Raw genomic sequence first — 18,525 nt, 5'->3', positions numbered from 1 at the left:
TACGGCCCCGGAGGGCGGCACTCCCTCCCGTCAGAGCCGGTCGGGACCCTTCGAGCGGGGCACGCTTCTGAGCGGCGGACCGGGCCTGACGGTGTAGACGACCGCCGGTTCTCCACGCTCCGCGATCCTCTCTTCCAGCAGCGCCAGCAGGCGCCTGCGGCGCTCGAGAAGAGCGTCGACCTCGAGAGGGCTCATGTACGGAGCCAGCCGCCCGGCCGTAACGGCGGGGTCGAGGGCCTTCAGGCCCTCCCATATCCGCCGCTCGCATCGCTGGATTCGATCCGCCGGGATGTCCCGTTCCCGGCCGAAGGCGCGGCTGTGATCGATCCACCACACCTTGCCGGCGGAGTCGATCAGGACGTTGCCCTCGTGCCGGTCCTGGTTCCCGATGAGCACGTCGAAGACGAGCATCCTGTCGGACTCCATGGCCCATAGCCCGGGGTCGCTCGGCTCCTCGGTCTCGCTCGGGTGCCATCCCGCCCGGGCCTCCTCGATCCAGAGCTGAAGAGCGCCGGGCTGTCCCTTCAGCTGCCAGGGTACGGTGGGGGGGACGGTGTGAAGCCCCAGCAGCAGGCTGAGCTGGTACGCCGCCAGCTCGGAGAGGTACGTGTCGCGCAGGAACTCCGTGAACCGCCCCGATTCCCAGCGGGCGTTCTCCTCCTCGCGATGATGCGAGCGGAAGACCGCCTGAGCGCGCACCTTTCCGCTCTTCACGAGGACCTTCGACGGCGCAGTCGCGCCGTAGAGCTTCCTCTTCGAGACGCTCACGAGCTTCGACTCCCGTAGAAACGCCTCGACCTCCGCGCCGGTCCGGAACGGCAGGGTGCTGCCTTCGGGCCCGCGCCAGACGGTCTCGGCGTCGGGCTGGCTCGGTGCGCCGCCGAGCGACGCCAGCTGGAACCGCGGCCGGGGAAGAGTGAAGGCGCGCCCGCTCGACAACGGCGGATCGTTCAGGCTCGAGCGACCGTCCTTGTAGATCGCCGTGGTGCGGTCGCCGACGATCTCGAGCGCCGAAGGGCGCCCGTCCGAGGCATAGCCGCGCAACATGCCGGTGTCGATCAGGAACACCGCGTTGCCGAAACGGGAGACGATCCTCCGCCCGCCCTCGAGAATGTGGTGCCCCACGACGAACCGCCGCGCGCCGAGGCCGCTCAGGAGTCCGGCGACCTTCTCTCTTCCTTCTTCCTCGCTCCATTCGGCGAACCCGCGGAACCAGAGCGGCCCGGTCGGGCTGTAGATCGTCCATTCGTAGATCGACCCGGCGGTCTGGAGGACCCGGAGCATGTCGCTGGACAGCGGTGCGTCGCGCGCGAGCTCGAGCTTGACGACCGCGGAGATCTCGGGATAGGTGAAGAAAGGCAGGATGAGCCGCTCCGCGACGAGGTACTCGCGGACGCGATCGAAGGCTTCGATCTCCATCTGCACCTGGCGGTTGATCTTGTCGATCGTGGCTTCCCTCGCGTTCGGGCTGATCCCGCCGTGGACGAACACGGTGTCGTCCACCTTGACGACGGCCGACTTGCTCCGCAGCCAGCGCCCGTACTTGCCGTCGCGGCCGAGAGCCTCCTGGAACTCGACGAAGCCCAGGGGGTGCGCTTCACTCCAGGCACTCGCGTCGAGCAGCGGCCACGGCGCCCGCCCGTACCTCGTCGAGAGCCGATCGTGGAGGGCGGCATACCGCTCGTAGGCCGTCTGCCGGCGCTTCTCGGAACGGCGGTCGGCGAAGGCGGCGTACGCCGCCGGGTTCGCCTCGTGGAGAACCGAGGTCAGGTTCATCAGCTCGTGATTCCCGAGGAGAACGACGGTTCGCCCGCGCTTCCTGGAGGACTCGCGCTCGAGGTCCATCAGGAGGTCCATCACCTTCCGAACGTCCGGGCCGCGATCGAGGTAATCGCCCACCTGCACGAAGGTCGTTCTACCGCCCGTCCATCGAAGCCTCTCGTCCACGAGGCCGGCCTCCTGGAGAATCGAGACGAGCCCTTCGTACTCGCCGTGAATGTCGCCCACCGCCACCACGCGCTGTTCCGTCGCGGAGATCGCGGACGACGACAGGAGCAGGATGCAGAGGAACAGGGATCGTACGAAGCGGGGCTGGCCCCTCCGCGTAACGGGCTCGTGCCTTGCGGGTTTTCCCATGCGGGGGAAAGCGTAACTCACGGCATCGGCCCCTCGGCGTTGATTCTCGCAACGCCGAGGCGCGCCCGCGCCGGGGCCGACGCGGGAGGCCGGGTCGGTGGCTCCCTCCGACCGCTCGAACGGTTTCGAAGGGGTCCTCGAAAGCGCCGACGGCCTTGAGCGTGAAGGCGTCGACGGAAAGGGGGCGTTTCAGCTGTCACCCTCCGGTGAACACGGACGCGCCTGCGGGACGAAGGGGGTCCGGGGTCTCGAGGGCTCCCGTCAGCTCCCCGCCCCCTCGGCCTCGTACCCGAGGTTCGGGGCGAGCCAGCGCTCGGCCTCGTGGAGCGGCATCCCCTTGCGGCGGGCGTAGTCGGTCACCTGGTCGCGGCCGAGGCGGCCGACGGCGAAGTAGTGGGCTTCGGGGTGCGCGAGGACGAAGCCGCTGACGGAGGCGGCGGGGAACATCGCAAGGCTCTCGGTGAGGGTGATGCCCGCGTTCGCCGGAGCGTCGAGGAGCGCGAAGAGCGTCCGCTTCTCGGTGTGGTCGGGGCAGGCGGGGTAGCCGGGCGCGGGGCGGATGCCGCGGTAACGCTCGCGGATCAGGTCGTCGTTCGTGAGGGCCTCGGTCTGCCCGAAGCCCCATGCCTCGCGAGCGAGCTTGTGGAGGCGCTCCGCGGAGGCCTCGGCGAGGCGGTCGGCGAGCGCCTTGGCGAGGATCGAGCGGTAGTCGTCGTGGTCCTTCTCGAAGCGCTCGCAGAGGGCCGGGAGGCCGTGCCCCGCCGTGACGGCGAAGAGGCCGACGTGGTCGCGCCGCCCCGACTCGCGGGGGGCGACGAAGTCGGCGAGCGCCTCGTAGGGCGCGTCGCCGCTCTTCTCCTGCTGCTGGCGGAGCGTGTGGAGCGTCGCGAGGAGGTGCTCGCCGCGGGAGTCGGAGTAGAGCTCGAGGTCGTCGCCGACGGAGTTCGCGGGGAAGAGGCCCCAGACGGCCCGGGCCTGGAGAAGCCGCTGCTCGACGATCTCGGCGAGGAGCGCCTCTGCGTCGGCAAAGAGCTCGCGGGCCTTCTCCCCGACGACCGCGTCGTCGAGGATCTGCGGGTACCGGCCGCGCAGCTCCCAGGCGTGGAAGAAGGGGGACCAGTCGACGAACGGGATCAGCTCCGTGAGCGGAACGTCCTCCTCGGCGCGGACGCCGGTGAAGGAGGGGGCCGGCAGGTCGGCCGTCGCCCAGTCGAACGTCCGCCTGCGGGCGCGCGCTCCGGCGAGCGGGAGCAGGGGCTTGCTCTGCCGCCCCGCGTGGTCCTTGCGCAGCACGTCCTGGAGCGCCGCGTTCTTCGCGAGGAACGCGGGCCGCAGCTCGTCCGAGAGAAGGCTCCCGGCGACGCCGACGGCGCGGCTCGCGTCGGCGACGTGGACGACGGGCTGGGGCGCCGCGGGCGCGATCTTCACCGCCGTGTGGGCCGGGCTCGTCGTGGCGCCGCCGATCAGGATCGGGACGGCGATGCCCTCGCGGGAGAGCTCGCGGACGGTGTGGACCATCTCGTCGAGGGACGGCGTGATGAGGCCCGAGAGGCCGACGAGGTCCGCCCCCGTCTCGCGCGCGGCCTTCGCGATCCGGTCCGCGGCGACCATGACGCCGAGGTCGATCACCTCGTAGCCGTTGCACGCGAGGACGACGCCGACGATGTTCTTGCCGATGTCGTGGACGTCCCCCTTCACGGTCGCGAGGAGCACCTTCCCGGCGGCTTTCATCGTCCCGGCGGCCTTCTGCGCCTCGAGGTGGGGCGTCAGGACCGCGACCGACTTCTTCATGACGCGGGCGCTCTTGACGACCTGCGGCAGGAACATCTTCCCCGACCCGAAGAGGTCGCCGACGACGTTCATCCCGGCCATGAGCGGCCCCTCGATGACGGCGAGCGGCGCGCCGAGCTTCTCGAGCGCCTCGAGCGTGTCGGCCTCGACGTGGTCGGCGTTCCCCTTCACGAGGGCGTGGGCGAGCCGCTCCTCGACGGTGCCGGAGCGCCACGTCTCCGCGTGCGCCTGCGGCGCGGCACCCGTGTCGCGCGCCTTCAACCCCTCGGCGAACGCGACGAGCCTTTCGGTGGCGTCGGGGCGCCGGTTCAGGAGGACGTCCTCGACGAGACCGAGGAGCTCCCTCGGGACCTCCTCGTAGACCGCGAGCTGGCCCGCGTTGACGATCCCCATGTCCATGCCGGCGGCGATGGCGTGGTAGAGGAATGCCGCGTGCATCGCTTCGCGCACCGGGTTGTTCCCTCGGAATGCGAACGACACGTTCGAGACTCCGCCGGAGACCTTCGCGTGCGGCAGCTCCGCCTTGATGCGCCGTGTCGCCTCGAAGAAGGCGAGGGCGTAGTCGGCGTGCTCCTCGATGCCCGTGCCGACCGTCAGGACGTTCGGGTCGAAGAAGACGTCCTCCGGCGGGAAGCCCTCCTCGTCGACGAGGATCCGGTAGGCGCGCCGGCAGACCTCCACCTTGCGGTCGGCCGTTGCCGCCTGCCCCTCCTCGTCGAACGCCATGACGACCGCGGCGGCGCCGAACCGCCGCACCGTCCGGGCCCGCTCGCGAAAGGTCGCCTCGCCGTCCTTCAGGCTGATCGAGTTGACGACGGACTTCCCCTGCAGGCACGTCAGGCCCGTCTCGATGACCTCCCAGCGGGAGCTGTCGACCATGACCGGAATCCGCGCGATGTCGGGGTCGGCCGAGAGGAGGTTCAGGAAGCGACGCATCGCCGCGACCGAGTCCAGCATCCCCTCGTCCATGCAGACGTCGAGGACGTTCGCGCCCCCCTCCACCTGCTGGCGCGCGACGGCGAGTGCCCCCTCGTAGTCGTTTGCCGCCACGAGCCTGGCGAACCGCGGAGAGCCGGTGACGTTCGTCCTCTCGCCGACGACGATGAAGTTGGAGTCGGGGCGGATCGTGAGCGGCTCGAGGCCGGAGAGGCGCGTGAGCCGATCGACCGTCGGTACGGGCCGCGGCGGGATCCCCTTCACGGCCTCGGCGATGGCCCGGATATGCGCAGGGTTCGTGCCGCAGCAGCCGCCGACGACGTTCACCCAGCCCGCCTCGGCGAACGCCCGCAGGTCCTTCGCCATCGACTCCGGCGTCTCGTCGAAGCCGCCGAAGGCGTTCGGGAGGCCCGCGTTCGGGTAGGCCGAGACGAGGACGGGCGCGATGCGCGAGAGCTCCTCGACGTAGGGGCGCATTTCCTTCGCGCCCAGGGCGCAGTTGAGGCCGACCGAGAGGAGCGGGGCGTGGGAGACGGAGTTCCAGAACGCCTCGACCATCTGTCCCGAGAGGGTCCGGCCGCTCCGGTCGGTGATCGTCACCGAGAGCATGAGCGGCACGGCCGTCCCGCGCTCGGCGAAGACCTCCTCGACGGCGACGAGGGCGGCCTTGCCGACGAGCGTATCGAAGACCGTCTCGACGAGGAGAAGGTCGACGCCGCCGTCCAGGAGGCCGCGCACCTGCTCGGCGTAGGCCGAGACGAAGTCGGCGAAGACGTTCGTCCGCTTTCCGGGGTCGTTCACGTCGACGGCCAGGGAGAGGGTCCGGTTCGTCGGGCCGATCGACCCGGCGACCCAGGCGTGCCTGCCGGGGCTCGCCGCCTCGAACGCGCGGACCGCCTCGCGCGCCACGCGCGCGGCCGCGGCGTTCATCTCGCGGACGTGCCCCTCGAGGCCGTAGTCGGCCATCGAGATCGCCTGCGCGCTGAACGTGCAGGTCTCGAGGATGTCGGCCCCCGCCTCGAGGTAGGCGCGGTGGATCTCGCCGACGACGTCGGGGCGGGTGAGCGGGAGGACGTCGGCGCACCCCTGCAGCTCGCGCGGGTGGTCCGCGAAGCGCGCGCCGCGATAGGCGGCCTCGTCCAGCCGGTAGGGCTGGATCATCGTCCCCATCCCGCCGTCCAGGACGACGATCCGCTCGGAAAGGGCGGCCGCGAGGGTGGCCGGGAGCGGAGCGGGCCTCCTCATCGGCCTTCCCCCGTCCCGGCGGCGACGGACGAGGGCTCCCCGCGCGCCGGCAGCGACGCGAGAACCCTCTGCACGACGTCGTACCGCGCCATCGGCATGAGGTGGATGCCGCGGGCACGCTCGGCGATGGCACCCGCGAGCTCGATGCCGATGGAGAGCCCTTCTTCCGCCTCGAACTGAGGCCCCTTCTCGGCGGCCTTGCGCATCCGCGCGAGGATCGCCTCGGGGACGAACATCCCGGGGACCTCGTTCGCGAAGTAGAGCGCCTGCTTCAGGCTCTTCGGCGGGATGAGACCGACGAGGACCGGGATGAGCCGGGCCTCGGGCCGGGCGAAGAAGCGGTCGAGGGCCGCGACGTCGTAGACCGGCTGCGTCTGGGCGAAGGTCGCACCCGCCTCGATCTTGGCGGAGAGCTTGGAGATCTCGACGTCGAGGTCGGAAGCGGCCGGGTTCGCGGCACAGGCGATGGCGAACGACGTGGAGGTCCCGATCGGCGAGCCCACCAGGTCGACGCCGGAGTTGAGCCCTCTCACGATCCGGAGGAGGCCGAGCGTGTCGACCTCGCCGACGTGCCGTCCCTGCGGGTAGTCGCCGATCTTCAGCGGGTCGCCGCCGACGACGAGGAGCGCCTTGATGCCGAGCCCGGCCGCGCCGAGGAGGTCCGACTGGATGCTGAGGACGTTCCGGTCCCGCGGGGAGAAGTGGAAGACGGTATCGACCCCCGTCTCGTGCCGGATCATGTGCGCCACGGCGATCGAGGACATCCGGAGGCGTGCCATCGGGTTGTCGGTGACGTTGACGGCGTCGACGCCGTAGCTCCGGAGGAGCTGGGCGCCGTCGAGCGCGGCGGAGGCGTCGGTCCCCTTCGGCGGCTCGATCTCCACGGTGACGACGAGCGCTCTCGGGTCGGCGAGCTTTCTCTTCAGCGGCGAGGTCTCGAGCGACTCGGCCGCCGGGGCCGCGGGGGCGGAGACGAGCGCGCGGGCGACGCGTTCGACGACCGCTCTCCTCTTCCCGACGACTTCTCTCGCCATGGCGGCGACGTGGGCGGGCGTCGTGCCGCAGCAGCCGCCGACGATCGCGGCGCCGGCCTTCACGAAGTCGCGCGCGACCTCGCGGAAGTAGTCGGGCGTGGCGGGGTAGACCGTCCGCCCCGAGACGTTCCAGGGGTAGCCGGCGTTCGGCATCGCGGCGACGGGGACGCCGACCCGGGAGACGACCTTCTGGAAGACCTCGAGAGTCTCCTGCGGGCCGATCGTGCAGTTCATGCCGACGACGTCCGCTCCTGCCTCCTCCAGCGCCGACAGCGCCTCGACGACCTCGGTCCCGAACGTCGTCTTGCCGTCGGCGAGGAACGTCATCGAGGCGAGGATGGGGATCTCCTTCGAAAGGTCGCGCGCCGCCTTGATCGCCTCGATCGCCTCGAGCCTCGAGGAGAAGGTCTCGAAGAGGAGGAGGTCGACCTTTTCCTCGAGGAGGATGCGGATCTGCTCGGAGAAGAGCTCGCGGACCATCGCCTTCGTGAGCGGCCCGTAGGGCTTGACGAGCTGGCCGAGCGGCCCGACGTCGCCTGCCACGAGGACGTACTCGCCGGCGGCGGCCTCGTGGGCGAGGCGGACGGAGGCGCGGTTGATCTTCTCGAGGGAGTCGGCCCAGTCGAACTTGGCGAGCTTGACCCGGTTCGCGTCCCAGGTGTTCGTCGTCAGGATCTGCGTGCCCGCCTCGACGTAGTCGTCGTAGATCTCCCGCACGAGCTCGGGCTGGGCGATGGCGAGGGGGGCGCGAGGGCTCTCGGGGGCCGCACCGCGCGAAACGAGGAGCGTCCCCATCGCCCCGTCGGCGAGGAGAACGTCGGTCTTCAGGCGCTCGCGGATGTCGTGCTTCATGAAAAAACCCCTCCGAGGACGAAGGGGCGTTTCGTGCGATTCGCTTCCGTTCGGCCTCGATTTCATCTCTCCCCGGCCGTGCCGGAGCGGGAATTGGCACCTGCCACCCCACCCTGCCGGACGCCGAGAGCGCCGGGCGGGGAGGAGCCGGTTGCCGCGGCATCGCAGGGCCCGTCCCTCCGCCGCTCGTGATGAAACCCGGACTCAAAGAACCGGATGGAGCCTACGGGAGCGGAATTCGGTGCGTCAAGCGGGGCGCGGGAGAGGAGCGTGGACCCGGGCCGGCCCCCCCGCCCCGGGGGCTGGTTTAGACTTCCGCCCCAATGAGAATCCTCGTCGTCGGCTCGGGGGGTCGCGAGCATGCCCTCGTCTGGAAGCTCGCCCAGTCTCCGGACGTGAAAGAGATCTTCTGCGCCCCCGGAAACCCCGGCATCGCGCAGATCGCGACGTGCCTCCCGATCGGCGTGACCGACATCGTGGAGCTGGCCGACTTCGCCGAGACGATGAAGATCGACCTGACCGTGGTGGGGCCCGAGCTTCCCCTGACGCTCGGCCTCGTCGACGAGCTCGCCAAGCGCCACCTCCTCGCGTTCGGTCCGAACAAGCTCGCGGCCGAGCTGGAGGGGTCGAAGGTCTTCTCCAAGGCGTTCATGCGCAAGTACGAGATCCCGACGCCCGAGGCCGAGGTCTGCACGACGCGCGCCGAGGCCGAGAAGGCCGTGAAGTCCCTGGGCCTGCCGTGCGTCTTCAAGGCCGACGGTCTCGCCGCAGGCAAGGGGGTCGTCATCGTCCGCGACGAGGCGGACCGCGACAAGTCCCTGAAGCTCTTCTTCGGCGAGAGGGTCTTCGGCAGCGCCGGGGACCGGGTCCTCATCGAGAGGTACGTGACGGGGGAAGAGGTCAGCTTCATGGTTCTCTGCGACGGCGAGCGGGCGATTCCCCTCGCGACGGCGAAGGACTACAAGCGGGTCTTCGAGGGCGACCGTGGCCCGAACACGGGCGGGATGGGAGGGCACAGCCCCTCGGTCTTCGTCGACGCCGCGACCGCCCGCGAGATCCTGACCGACATCGTCCACCCGACGCTCCGGGGCATGGCCGAGGAGGGGCGCCCGTTCCGCGGGGTCCTCTACGTCGGCCTGATGCTCGAGAACGGGATGAAGCCGTACGTCCTCGAGTACAACGTCCGCTTCGGCGACCCCGAGACGCAGTGCATCCTGATCCGCATGGAGGACGACCTCCTCCCGTACCTCCTCGGCTCGGCCCGCGGCAAGTTCGAGGAGAGCGCCAAGCCGGTGTGGAAGAAGGAGGCCGGGGCGGCCGTCGTTCTCTCGGCCGAGGGATATCCCGGCCCGTTCGAACGCGGGAAGGTGATCGAGGGAATCGAGGACGCCACGGCGGAAGACGGGGTCTTCGCTTTCCACGCCGGAACGGCGAAGGCGGCCGACGGCAAGCTCGTCACCGCCGGCGGCCGGGTTCTCGTCGTCGCCGCACGGGCCCGCGGCCTCTCCGAGGCGCTTGCCCGCGCCGTGGGCGCGGCGGAGAAGATCCGCTTCGACGGAAAGTACTTCCGCCGGGACATGGGGACGAAGGCGATGGAGATCCTCCGCGAACGCACCGGCTCCGGCCTGAGCTGACGTCCCGGTCGCCACGGATCGACGGCGCGACGGGTGCCGCCGCGAAGAGCGGGACGTTCGCCTGCCGCTCTACGAGGGGGGCCGCGACTCCCGCCCGGCCGACCGCATGCGCGCCACGAAGTAAGCCGAGAGTCCCAGGAGCACGACGGCGATCACCAGGCCGGCAGGTGTCGGCCTGCGGAGCAGGACGAAGACCGCGACCGCGGCCGCGACGAGAGCCTGCGTCCGTAAACGACGGACGAATGAACCGCGGTTCCCACCGGATTCGGAAGGCGGCGAAGCTTCCTCCCGCCCGCTCTCCCGGTCCTCCGTGCGTGTTGGTCCGCTTTCGCCCGCGCGGGCGGCGCGAATCGTCTCGTATGCCCTCAGGACCGCCTTCAGCTTCTCCTCGGCCTTGAGCCGCAGCTGCGGGTCGTTTCCGAACCGGTCCGGGTGCCAGACCTTCGTGAGGTCGCGGAAGGCCCTCTTCACCTCTTCGTCGGAGGCGCCCGGGTCGAGGTCGAGGAGCCGGTATTCGTCGTCGAGCCGCATGGTTTCGGAGCGGACCTTACGACGGCGGGAATTCGATTCCAAACCTGGACGTTGTTTCGTCGTGTCGCTCCGGGTTTTCCGGAGCTTTCGTCCGCGAGAGGAGACCCGATGGAGAACCAGTTCCCGAACGTGCTCAAGTTCAAGCCGCCGAACATCCCGGGAGGCCTCGTCCTCAAGGGCGTCCTCGGCCTCGTCGCCCTCGCCGTCCTCTTTTCGGCCTGGTTCACGATCGAGCCGGAGGAGGCCGGGCTCGTCCTGCGCTTCGGGCGGTACGTCCGGACGGTCTCTCCGGGCCTTCACCTGAAGCTCCCGAGCCCGATCGAGCGCGTCGTCAAGGTCCCGGTCGAGCGGCAGCTGAAGGAGGAGTTCGGCTTCCGGACGGAGTCTTCCTCGGGGACCCGGCGGACCTACTCGCAGCAGGACCTCTCCGCCGAGTCGCTCATGCTGACGGGCGACCTCAACGTCGCCGTCGTCGAGTGGACGGCCCAGTACAGGGTCAGTGACCCCTACAAGTACCTCTTCAAGGTGCGCAGCGTCCAGAAGACGTTCCGCGACATGAACGAGACCGTCATGCGCGAGGTCGTCGGCGACCGGAGCGTGAACGAGGTCCTGACCGTGGGCCGCCAGGAGATTGCCGCGGAGGTCGAGCAGCGGCTGCAGGCCCTCTGCGAGCAGTACGAGAACGGGATCAAGGTCGAGCAGATCGTCCTGCAGGACGTCAACCCGCCCGACGCCGTCAAGCCCTCCTTCAACGAGGTCAACCAGGCCCAGCAGGAGAGGGAGAAGCTCATCAACCAGGCCCGCGCCGACTACAACCAGATCATCCCGAGGGCCAAGGGGCAGGCTCAGCAGGCCCTCGAGCAGGCGGAAGGGTTCGCGACGGACCGCGTCAACCGCGCCCGCGGCGACGCCGAGCTCTTCGTCAAGGTGCACGCCGCCTACCAGCGCGCGCCCGAGGTGACCCGGCGGCGCATGTACCTCGAGACGATGAGCGAGATCTACCCGAAGGTGAAGAAGAAGGTCGTGCTGGACGAGAAGCTGAAGGGGGTCCTGCCCCTCCTCCCGATGCCGGGCACGCCGGAGGTGAAGCCGTGAAGGAGATCCGGATCACCGTTCTCGTCGTCGGCGTGATCCTGGCGGCCGTCGTCCTCTCCAACGCCCTCTACACGGTCTCGGAGACCGAGCAGGTCGTCGTCACCCAGTTCGGCAAGCCCGTCGGCAAGCCGATCATGACGCCCGGGCTCAAGCTCAAGATGCCGTTCACCCAGACGGTCCACGCGTTCGAGAAGCGGTTCATGGAATGGGATGGCGACCCGAACCAGATCCCGACGAAGGACAAGCGGTTCATCTGGGTCGACTCCTACGCCCGCTGGCGCATCACCGACCCGCTCCTCTTCTTCCAGCGCCTCCGCGACGAGCGGGGGGCGCAGTCGCGCCTCGACGACATCCTCGACGGCGAGACGCGGAACACGATCGCCAAGAACGAGCTCATCGACCTCGTGAGGTCGACGAACCGGCCGTTCGTCGTCGCCGAGGACGTCGCCGAGCTGAGCCAGCCCGAGGCGGCCGAGAAGGTCGACCACGGCCGCGAGAAGCTGACCCAGGAGGTCCTCGCGAACGCCCGGCGCCGGACCGGGGACCTCGGCATCGAGATCCTCGACTTCCGGATCAAGCAGATCAACTACGTCGAGGCCGTGCGGCAGGAGGTCTACGCCCGGATGATCTCCGAGCGCAAGCGGATCGCCGAGCTCTACCGCTCCGAGGGGGCGGGCGAGGCGGCCCGGATCGCGGGCGAGAAGGAACGCCAGCTGCGGGTGGTCGAGTCCGAGGCCTACCGCAAGGCCCAGGAGATCCGCGGAAAGGCCGACGCCGAGGCCGCCGACATCTACGCCGCCGCCTACAACCGCGACCCCGATTTCTACCGGTTCCTCAAGTCGATGAACACCCTGCGCGAGAGCATCGACCCGGAGACGACCCTCATCCTTTCGACCGACAGCGAGCTGCTCCGGTACCTGAATTCCGCCAAGTGAGTCCGGCCGCAGAATAGAAAATCAAGACCTGACCCCTTCCCCGGGGCGGGGCTTCGGCCCCGCCCCGGGCCTGCTAGAGTCCGTGGACATGAACACGCTTCTCATTTCCACGATGGTGCTCTTCCAGATGGCGTCGTCCCACGCTCCGGCCGGCGCGACGAATGCGGCGGGCGGTTTGGCGTGGACCGCGCCCAAGGAGTGGGCCGTGGCGCCGTCCGCTTCCTCGATGCGCGTCGTCACGTACAAGGTGCCGGCCGCCGCGGGAGACACCGAGGGGGGCGAGGTCGCGGTCTTCTACTTCGGACAGGGACAGGGGGGCGGAACGCAGGCGAACGTCGACCGTTGGATCGCCCAGTTCAAGGCGGAGAAGGGGAGCGCCGGGCCCGGAAAGCCGATCGCGATCAAGGCCGGGACGATCCCGGTCACGATCGTGACGACCGAGGGGACCTATTCCTCCGGGATGCCCGGGGGCGCAATGACGCCGAAGCCAGGCTGGGCGCTCCGCGGCGGCATCGCCGAGGGGTCTCAGGGTCCCGTCTTCTTCAAGATGGTCGGCCCGAAGAAGACGGTCCTCGCGGCGACGCCGGCCTTCGACGCGCTGCTGAAGGCGCTGAAGAAGGGGTGAGCCCGGGGGCTCAGCCCACGCCGTAGGTCGAGGCGAACGGGTCGGCGCCCGGGCGGCGCTTCACGCCGTGGTCGGGATTCGCCGCGAGGTGCTCGAGTACCTTCCAGGAGGTCTCCGCCCCGGCGTTCGCCTTCCTTGCCCACTCCTCGGCCGTCCGGAAGGTCGCGTTCTCGGTCCGCATCGCGCCGAGGAGCGCGCGCTGGACGTCGAGCACGGCCGCCGCCGCCTTCTTTCCCGCCTCGACCCCCGGCTGGTGGTAGGCGTTCACGCCGACGAGGAGGGCGTAGAGGCCGACGGTCCGCTCGAAGAGCGCGACGAGCGCACCGAGAGATCGGGCGGAGACGTCCTCGACGGTGATCGTCACCGAGCCGCGCCCCTTCTCGGAAAGCGCCTCGCGCGTCCCGAGGAAGAAGCCGTGGAGGTAGTCGCCGGCGGTGACGTCCTCCTCGACGGCGAGCGAGGGGAGGCCGTCCTTGCGGTCCTTGAGCACCTCGATGAAGGTGACGAAGAAGTTCGGGACCCCGTCCCGCAGCTGCTGGACGAAGGCGTGCTGGTCGGTCGAGCCCTTGTTGCCGTAGACGGCGATCCCCTGGTGGACGGTGTTGCCGGAGAGGTCCTTCTCCTTGCCGAGCGACTCCATGACGAGCTGCTGGAGGTAGCGGGAGAGGAGGAGAAGCCGGTCCTTGTAGGGGAGGACGACCATGTCCTTGCGGCCCTGCCCTTCCGTCTCGCGATACCAGGCGAGGGCCAGGAGGGCCGCGGGGTTTTTCCCGACGTCGGGAATCCGCGTCGCCGCATCGCAGGAGCGCGCCCCCTCGAGGAGGCCGTCGACGTCGAGTCCCTGGAGCGCGGCCGGGAGGAGCCCGACGGCGGAGAGCTGGGAGGTGCGTCCGCCCACCCAGTCCCACATCGGGAAGCGAGCGAGCCACTTCTGCCGCCGGGCGCGCTTGTCGAGGTCGCTGTCGTCCTGCGTCACCGCCACGGCGTGCCGGCCGAAATCGAGCCCCTTGGCCGTGTAGGCCGCCTGCGCCACGAGCATTCCGTTGCGGGTCTCCTTCGTGCCGCCCGACTTCGAAACCACCACGGTGAGCGTCCGGGCGATGCCGCCGGCGGCGGCGATCCGGTCCATCTCGCGGGCAATCCCGTCCGGGTCCGTGTTGTCGAAGAAGAAGAGCCGCATCCGGTCGTCCGGTGTTCCCAGGGCGTCGGCGACGAGCTGCGGGCCGAGCGCGGAGCCGCCGATCCCGATCAGGAGGACGTTCCTGAAATGGCCGGCCGTCTCGGGAGCGACCTTTCCGGAGTGGATGTCGGCGGCGAACGCCTTCACCCGGGAAACGGTCTCCTCGATGGCGTGAGAGAGCACCGGCTCCGGGGCGAGCTCCGGGGCCCGGAGCCAGTAGTGGCCGACGCGGCGCCCCTCGTCGGGGTTGGCGATGCCGCCCGCCTCGAGCGCGGCCATCCCCGAGAAGGCGGCCGGGAACGCCTCGACGAGGAGCGGGTCGCTCGTCTTGGCGTGCGCCGGGAGGCACGTCCTCGAGACGTCCACGAGGAGGGGAACCGCGGGGGCAGCGGCGGAAAGGCTCCGGAGACGGGAGAGGGACGGGTCGGGCACGATTCACCTCTGCGTGGTCGCGATGGGTTCCCCTTAGACTAACCGCAAAGGAGCGTCTCATGGCCGACGGGAAGAACCTGGCCCTCGGAATCGACGTCGGGGGGACGAAGGTCCTCGCGGGCGTCGTCGACGAGAACTGGCAGATCCGCGGGCGGGGAAAGGTCAAGAGCCCTTTCCGTGGCGGGCCGGGGGAGATGACCGAGGCGCTCGTGGCCGCTGCGGACACCGCGCTCGCAGAGGCCGGTGCCGAAAGAAGCGACGTCACCGCGATCGGCCTCGGGCTCCCCGGTCCGCTCGACGCGGCGCGGACGACGCTGCTGCGGGCCATGAACCTGGGCGTCGAGAAGTGGGAGGTCCCCTCGGCGCTCGAGCCGGCGTTCCCGGGCATCCCGAAGCGGCTGGAGAACGACGTCCGGGTCGCGGCGCTCGGAGAGGCGCGCCTCGGAGCGGCAAGGGGCGAGCGCCTCGTCGTGGCGATCTGGGTCGGCACCGGAATCGGTGGGGCCGTCGTCCTCGACGGAAAGCTCTGGCTCGGCCGGAACCGCAACGCGGGCGAGATCGGCCAGAGCTTCGTCGACCTGAAGAAGGCGGGGGACGGGACGATCGACGGCACGCTCGAGGGGATCGGCGCGAAGATCGGCATGACCGCATTCATGCGGCGACGGATCGAGAAGGGGGAGAGGACTTCGGTCGCCCGGTCCGTCTTCGAGAAGGACGGGCGCCTCAAGGGCTCGGACCTGCGCAAGGCGCTCGCGGCCGGCGACGCCCTCGTGGAGCGCGCGGTCGCGCGCTCGGCCCGGGCCGTCGGCATCACGATCGCCACGCTCTGGAACGTCTTCTCGCCGGACCTGTTCGTCCTGGGAGGCGGGGTCGCGGAAGACGTCGGACAGGGGTACATCGAGCAGGTCCGCGTCGCGGCCAGCCGGCACGCCTTCTTCACGGACCTGGCGGACGTCAGGATCGTCCCCTCGGCACTGGGAGACGACGCCGGGATTCTCGGCGCCGCGGTCCTGGCCCGCGAGGGGCACGAGCCGCGGGGATGACGGGGGCCGTTTGACCTGCGGCGACCGGATCGTGAGAATCAAGGGTTCGTGAGCTGTTCCAGCTGCTCCCTCGGCACCCTCGTGAACCCCGGCGGCAACTACGTCGGGGCCCGTCTCGCCGACGCGATGGACGGGAAGATGACGATCGTCTTCGCCGGCGAGGTCGGTGTCCGGGCGGGGGAGAGGATCGTCGTCGACACGGAGGACGGGCCCGAGTACGCCGAGGTGGTGACCCTGACCCCGGTCCTGGCGAAGTCGTGCTCCCAGAAGAAGGCGAAGCGCCTCCTCCGGCTCGCCTCCGACTCCGAGTCGGCCGACTTCGCCGAACGTCTCGAGCTCCAGGACGAGGCCGCGCGCTTCGCGGCCCAGCGGATCGAGGAGCTGCGCCTGCCGGTCAGCCTCATCAAGTGCGCCGTGCCGTTCGACCGGAGGCGGATCACCGTCCTCTACTCCTCGGAGGAGCGGGCGAACCTGCGCGACCTCTGCCGCGAGATGGCCGACCGCTTCCGGACCCGCGTCGAAGCCCGGATGGTCGGTGTGCGCGACGAGACGAAGATCGTCGGCGGCATCGGACCGTGCGGCCTCACCCTCTGCTGCTCCACGTGGCTCAGGGGCTTCCACCCGGTCACGATCCGGATGGCCAAGCTCCAGGGGATCACGCCGAATCCCTCCAAGCTCACCGGGATGTGCGGCCGCCTCAAGTGCTGCCTCGCCTACGAGCTGGAGGGCGGGATCGAGGCGGCCCGCAAGATGTCGAGCAAGGGCCACGACCGCAAGGACGGTGACCGGAAAGGCCCGGCCCCCCCTCCTCCCGCCGCCTGAACCGCGCGCGGGCCCTTCGGGTAGACTTCCCCGAAACACACCCCTCGAGACGACCTCCCCTCTCGGGAAGGAGCCTGCATGGCCTTGGTCCGCAAGCCACCCACTCCGGGTCCCTCGACGGGCGCCCCCGACCCCAACAACGAGCTGGCACCGCGGAAGCTGATCCGTCCCTCGCTCTCCGACGTGAGGCGCGATCCTTCCGCCCAGCGCGGCGTCCGAAAGGGGGCGCCGGCGGACCAGACGAACGCGGAGTCGTTCTACTACCTCAAGCAGATGCAGGCGCGCACGCCCATCGTCGTCCGGCTCGTCGACGGCGAGGAGCTCCGCGGCTGGATCGAGTGGTACGACAAGGACGCCCTCAAGCTGAACCGCGAGAACGCGCCGAACCTCCTCCTGCAGAAGAGCGCCATCAAGTACCTCTACAAGGAGGAGGAGGAACGCCAGTTCCGGCGGCGGCGGGTGCGCGCGGAGCGCGGCGCCTCCGAAGAGGACGGCGGCGCCTCGGCCCCGCCCGGGGCCCCGTCCCGCTGAACCGCCTGACTTTTCCACGCCCGGGAGCCCGGCACGATGCGCCCGGGGGGCGCTAGACTTCGGGGCATGAAGACCGAGAACCTCACGCGTGAAGCCCTGAAGAAGTACGCTGCGGAAAACCGGGAGGCGTTCGAGGCCCTTCTGAAGGACTTCGTCGAGATCCCGAGCATCTCCGTCGACCCGACGAAGAAGGACGCGATCCGCGAGAACGCCAAGCTCGCGGCCGACGTGATCCGCCGGTTCGGCGGGGAGGCGAAGATCCTCGAGACCGACGGTCACCCGATCATCTCGGGGACGTGGACGAAGAATCCCGAGTGGCCGACCGTCACCGTCTACAACCACCTCGACGTCCAGCCCGCCTCGATGGAGACGGAGCCGTGGGCCACGGAACCGTTCACCTTCACGAAGCAGGGCGACCGCTACTTCGGACGCGGCACGACCGACGACAAGGGGCCTGCGCTGACCGCTCTCTACGGGATCAAGGCCGCCCTCGAGGCCGACCTTCCCGTGAACCTGCGCGTCCTCTGGGAGTTCGAGGAGGAGATCGGCTCGCCGAGCTTCGAGAAGGCGATCGCGGCGCACGCCGCCGAGCTCGCCACCGACTCGGTCCTCGTCTCCGACACGATCTGGATCGCCCGCGGAAAGCCCGCCTGCCCCGCCGGCCTGCGCGGCCTGCAGGGCTTCCTCTTCACGCTCGAGACGGGCGAGACCGACCAGCACTCGGGCGTTTGCGGCGGCGCGGCGCGCAACCCGATGGCCGAGCTGATGAAGCTCGTGAACGACTGCTTCGACGCCACGACGGGCCGGGTGAAGATCCCCGGCTTCTACGACGACGTCGTCCCGCCGACGAAGAAGGAGCTCGAGGACTTCAAGCGCTCCGGCTTCACCGTCGCCGGCTTCAAGAAGGACCACCTCTTCAAGTCGCTCCGGACCAGCGACCCCCTCGACCTGATGAAGAGGATCTGGGCGCAGCCCACCTTCGAGATCCACGGCATGATCGGCGGCTACACCGGCCCGGGCGTGAAGACGGTCATCCCGCCGCGCGGCGAGGTGAAGGTGTCGTGCCGCCTCGTCCCGAACCAGACGGGCGAGAAGATCGCGAAGCTCGTGACGAAGTTCGTGAAGTCGAAGAACAAGGACGTCGTCGTCCACGTCAAGAACCGCCTCGACCCGTACCAGGGGAAGACGGTCGGGCCGCTCGCCGAGGCGGTGAAGCGCGCGATGCAGTTCGCCTTCAAGCGCGAGCCGGTCTTCGTCCGCGAGGGCGGATCCATCGGCGCCGTCGTCACGATGGAGAACGTCCTGAAGTGCCCGGTCATCTTCCTCGGCCTCTCGCTGCCCGAGCACGGCTACCACGCCCCGAACGAGAACTTCGACTGGGAGCAGGCCTCCGGCGGCATGGCGGCCTTCACGCGTTACTTCGGCGAGGTCGCCGCCCTCGGCAAGCCCTCGAAGATCGCGACGCCCGGCAAGAGGCCGGTCGTGAAGGCGGCGGCGAAGAAGGCTCCGGCGAAGAAGGCCAAGCCCGTCGTGAAGGCCAAGCCCGCGAAGAAGGGGACGAAGAAGAAGTAGTCCCCGGAGCGGACTCCATACGACCCGGAACAACGGAACAAGGAAGCCCCCGCGACGAGCGGGGGTTTCTGCTTTGGGCGACGGTGCTGACGGACCGGGGCACGAGGGCACGAGGGCACGGGGGAGCCACT

Annotated in this window: 13 protein-coding genes and 1 riboswitch; of the genes, 8 read left to right on the top strand and 5 right to left on the bottom strand. The window is 69.8% G+C overall.

Going from position 1 to position 18,525, the window contains the following annotated elements:
- Nucleotides 1–30 precede the first annotated feature (30 nt).
- The 3 genes from IPN03_18070 to IPN03_18060 form a co-directional block, all read right to left on the bottom strand.
- A complete protein-coding gene (locus IPN03_18070; protein MBK9375570.1) occupies nt 31–2,136 on the bottom strand; it encodes a metallophosphoesterase in 2,106 nt (701 codons plus the stop codon).
- A gap of 261 nt (nt 2,137–2,397) precedes the next feature.
- A complete protein-coding gene (metH, locus tag IPN03_18065) occupies nt 2,398–6,108 on the bottom strand; it encodes a methionine synthase (protein ID MBK9375569.1) in 3,711 nt (1,236 codons plus the stop codon).
- Entirely contained in the window at nt 6,105–7,994 is a 1,890-nt protein-coding gene (locus IPN03_18060; protein ID MBK9375568.1) for a bifunctional homocysteine S-methyltransferase/methylenetetrahydrofolate reductase, read from the bottom strand. Before IPN03_18060 ends, metH begins: the two co-directional genes overlap by 4 nt.
- Nucleotides 7,995–8,053: 59 nt before the next feature.
- A riboswitch (SAM riboswitch) is annotated at nt 8,054–8,192 on the bottom strand.
- Nucleotides 8,193–8,317: 125 nt separating this feature from the next.
- Between IPN03_18060 and purD the strand changes: the two genes are divergently transcribed.
- Complete coding sequence (gene purD / locus IPN03_18055; GenBank protein MBK9375567.1) at nt 8,318–9,628, top strand: phosphoribosylamine--glycine ligase; 1,311 nt, start codon at nt 8,318–8,320, stop codon at nt 9,626–9,628.
- 69 nt (nt 9,629–9,697) lie between these two features.
- On the opposite strand, the gene IPN03_18050 is transcribed toward purD, so the two are convergent.
- Nucleotides 9,698–10,159, bottom strand: a complete 462-nt coding sequence (locus IPN03_18050; GenBank protein MBK9375566.1) for a J domain-containing protein — start codon at nt 10,157–10,159, stop codon at nt 9,698–9,700.
- Between the two features lie 108 nt (nt 10,160–10,267).
- On the opposite strand from IPN03_18050, the gene hflK reads away from it, so the two are divergent.
- The 3 genes from hflK to IPN03_18035 all read left to right on the top strand — a co-directional run bounded on the left by hflK (nt 10,268) and on the right by IPN03_18035 (nt 12,814).
- Nucleotides 10,268–11,254, top strand: coding sequence for an FtsH protease activity modulator HflK (gene hflK, locus IPN03_18045; protein ID MBK9375565.1), 987 nt, complete (start codon nt 10,268–10,270; stop codon nt 11,252–11,254).
- Nucleotides 11,251–12,189 (top strand): protease modulator HflC, encoded by a 939-nt coding sequence (gene hflC / locus IPN03_18040; GenBank protein MBK9375564.1) that lies wholly within the window; start codon nt 11,251–11,253, stop codon nt 12,187–12,189. The genes hflK and hflC overlap by 4 nt, the downstream gene beginning before the upstream one ends.
- Nucleotides 12,190–12,316: 127 nt before the next feature.
- On the top strand, nt 12,317–12,814 hold the full coding sequence (locus IPN03_18035) for a hypothetical protein (GenBank protein ID MBK9375563.1): 498 nt from the start codon (nt 12,317–12,319) through the stop codon (nt 12,812–12,814).
- A 10-nt stretch (nt 12,815–12,824) separates the two neighbouring features.
- On the opposite strand, the gene IPN03_18030 is transcribed toward IPN03_18035, so the two are convergent.
- Nucleotides 12,825–14,426 (bottom strand): glucose-6-phosphate isomerase, encoded by a 1,602-nt coding sequence (locus IPN03_18030; protein MBK9375562.1) that lies wholly within the window; start codon nt 14,424–14,426, stop codon nt 12,825–12,827.
- Between the two features lie 59 nt (nt 14,427–14,485).
- Here IPN03_18030 and IPN03_18025 point away from each other — a divergent pair, with 59 nt between their 5' ends.
- The 4 genes from IPN03_18025 (at nt 14,486) to IPN03_18010 (ending at nt 18,394) form a co-directional block, all read left to right on the top strand.
- On the top strand, nt 14,486–15,469 hold the full coding sequence (locus IPN03_18025) for an ROK family protein (GenBank protein MBK9375561.1): 984 nt from the start codon (nt 14,486–14,488) through the stop codon (nt 15,467–15,469).
- Nucleotides 15,470–15,517: 48 nt separating this feature from the next.
- Nucleotides 15,518–16,291 (top strand): hypothetical protein, encoded by a 774-nt coding sequence (locus tag IPN03_18020; GenBank protein MBK9375560.1) that lies wholly within the window; start codon nt 15,518–15,520, stop codon nt 16,289–16,291.
- 78 nt (nt 16,292–16,369) lie between these two features.
- Nucleotides 16,370–16,822, top strand: coding sequence for a hypothetical protein (locus IPN03_18015; GenBank protein MBK9375559.1), 453 nt, complete (start codon nt 16,370–16,372; stop codon nt 16,820–16,822).
- A 66-nt stretch (nt 16,823–16,888) separates the two neighbouring features.
- Nucleotides 16,889–18,394 (top strand): M20/M25/M40 family metallo-hydrolase, encoded by a 1,506-nt coding sequence (locus IPN03_18010; protein ID MBK9375558.1) that lies wholly within the window; start codon nt 16,889–16,891, stop codon nt 18,392–18,394.
- Nucleotides 18,395–18,525: the final 131 nt, after the last annotated feature.

Source organism: Holophagales bacterium, from assembly GCA_016719485.1.
GTDB lineage: Bacteria > Acidobacteriota > Thermoanaerobaculia > UBA5066 > UBA5066 > UBA5066.
The sequence above is the reverse complement of the archived record's forward strand: the minus strand, read 5'-3'. Positions and strand labels throughout refer to the sequence as shown.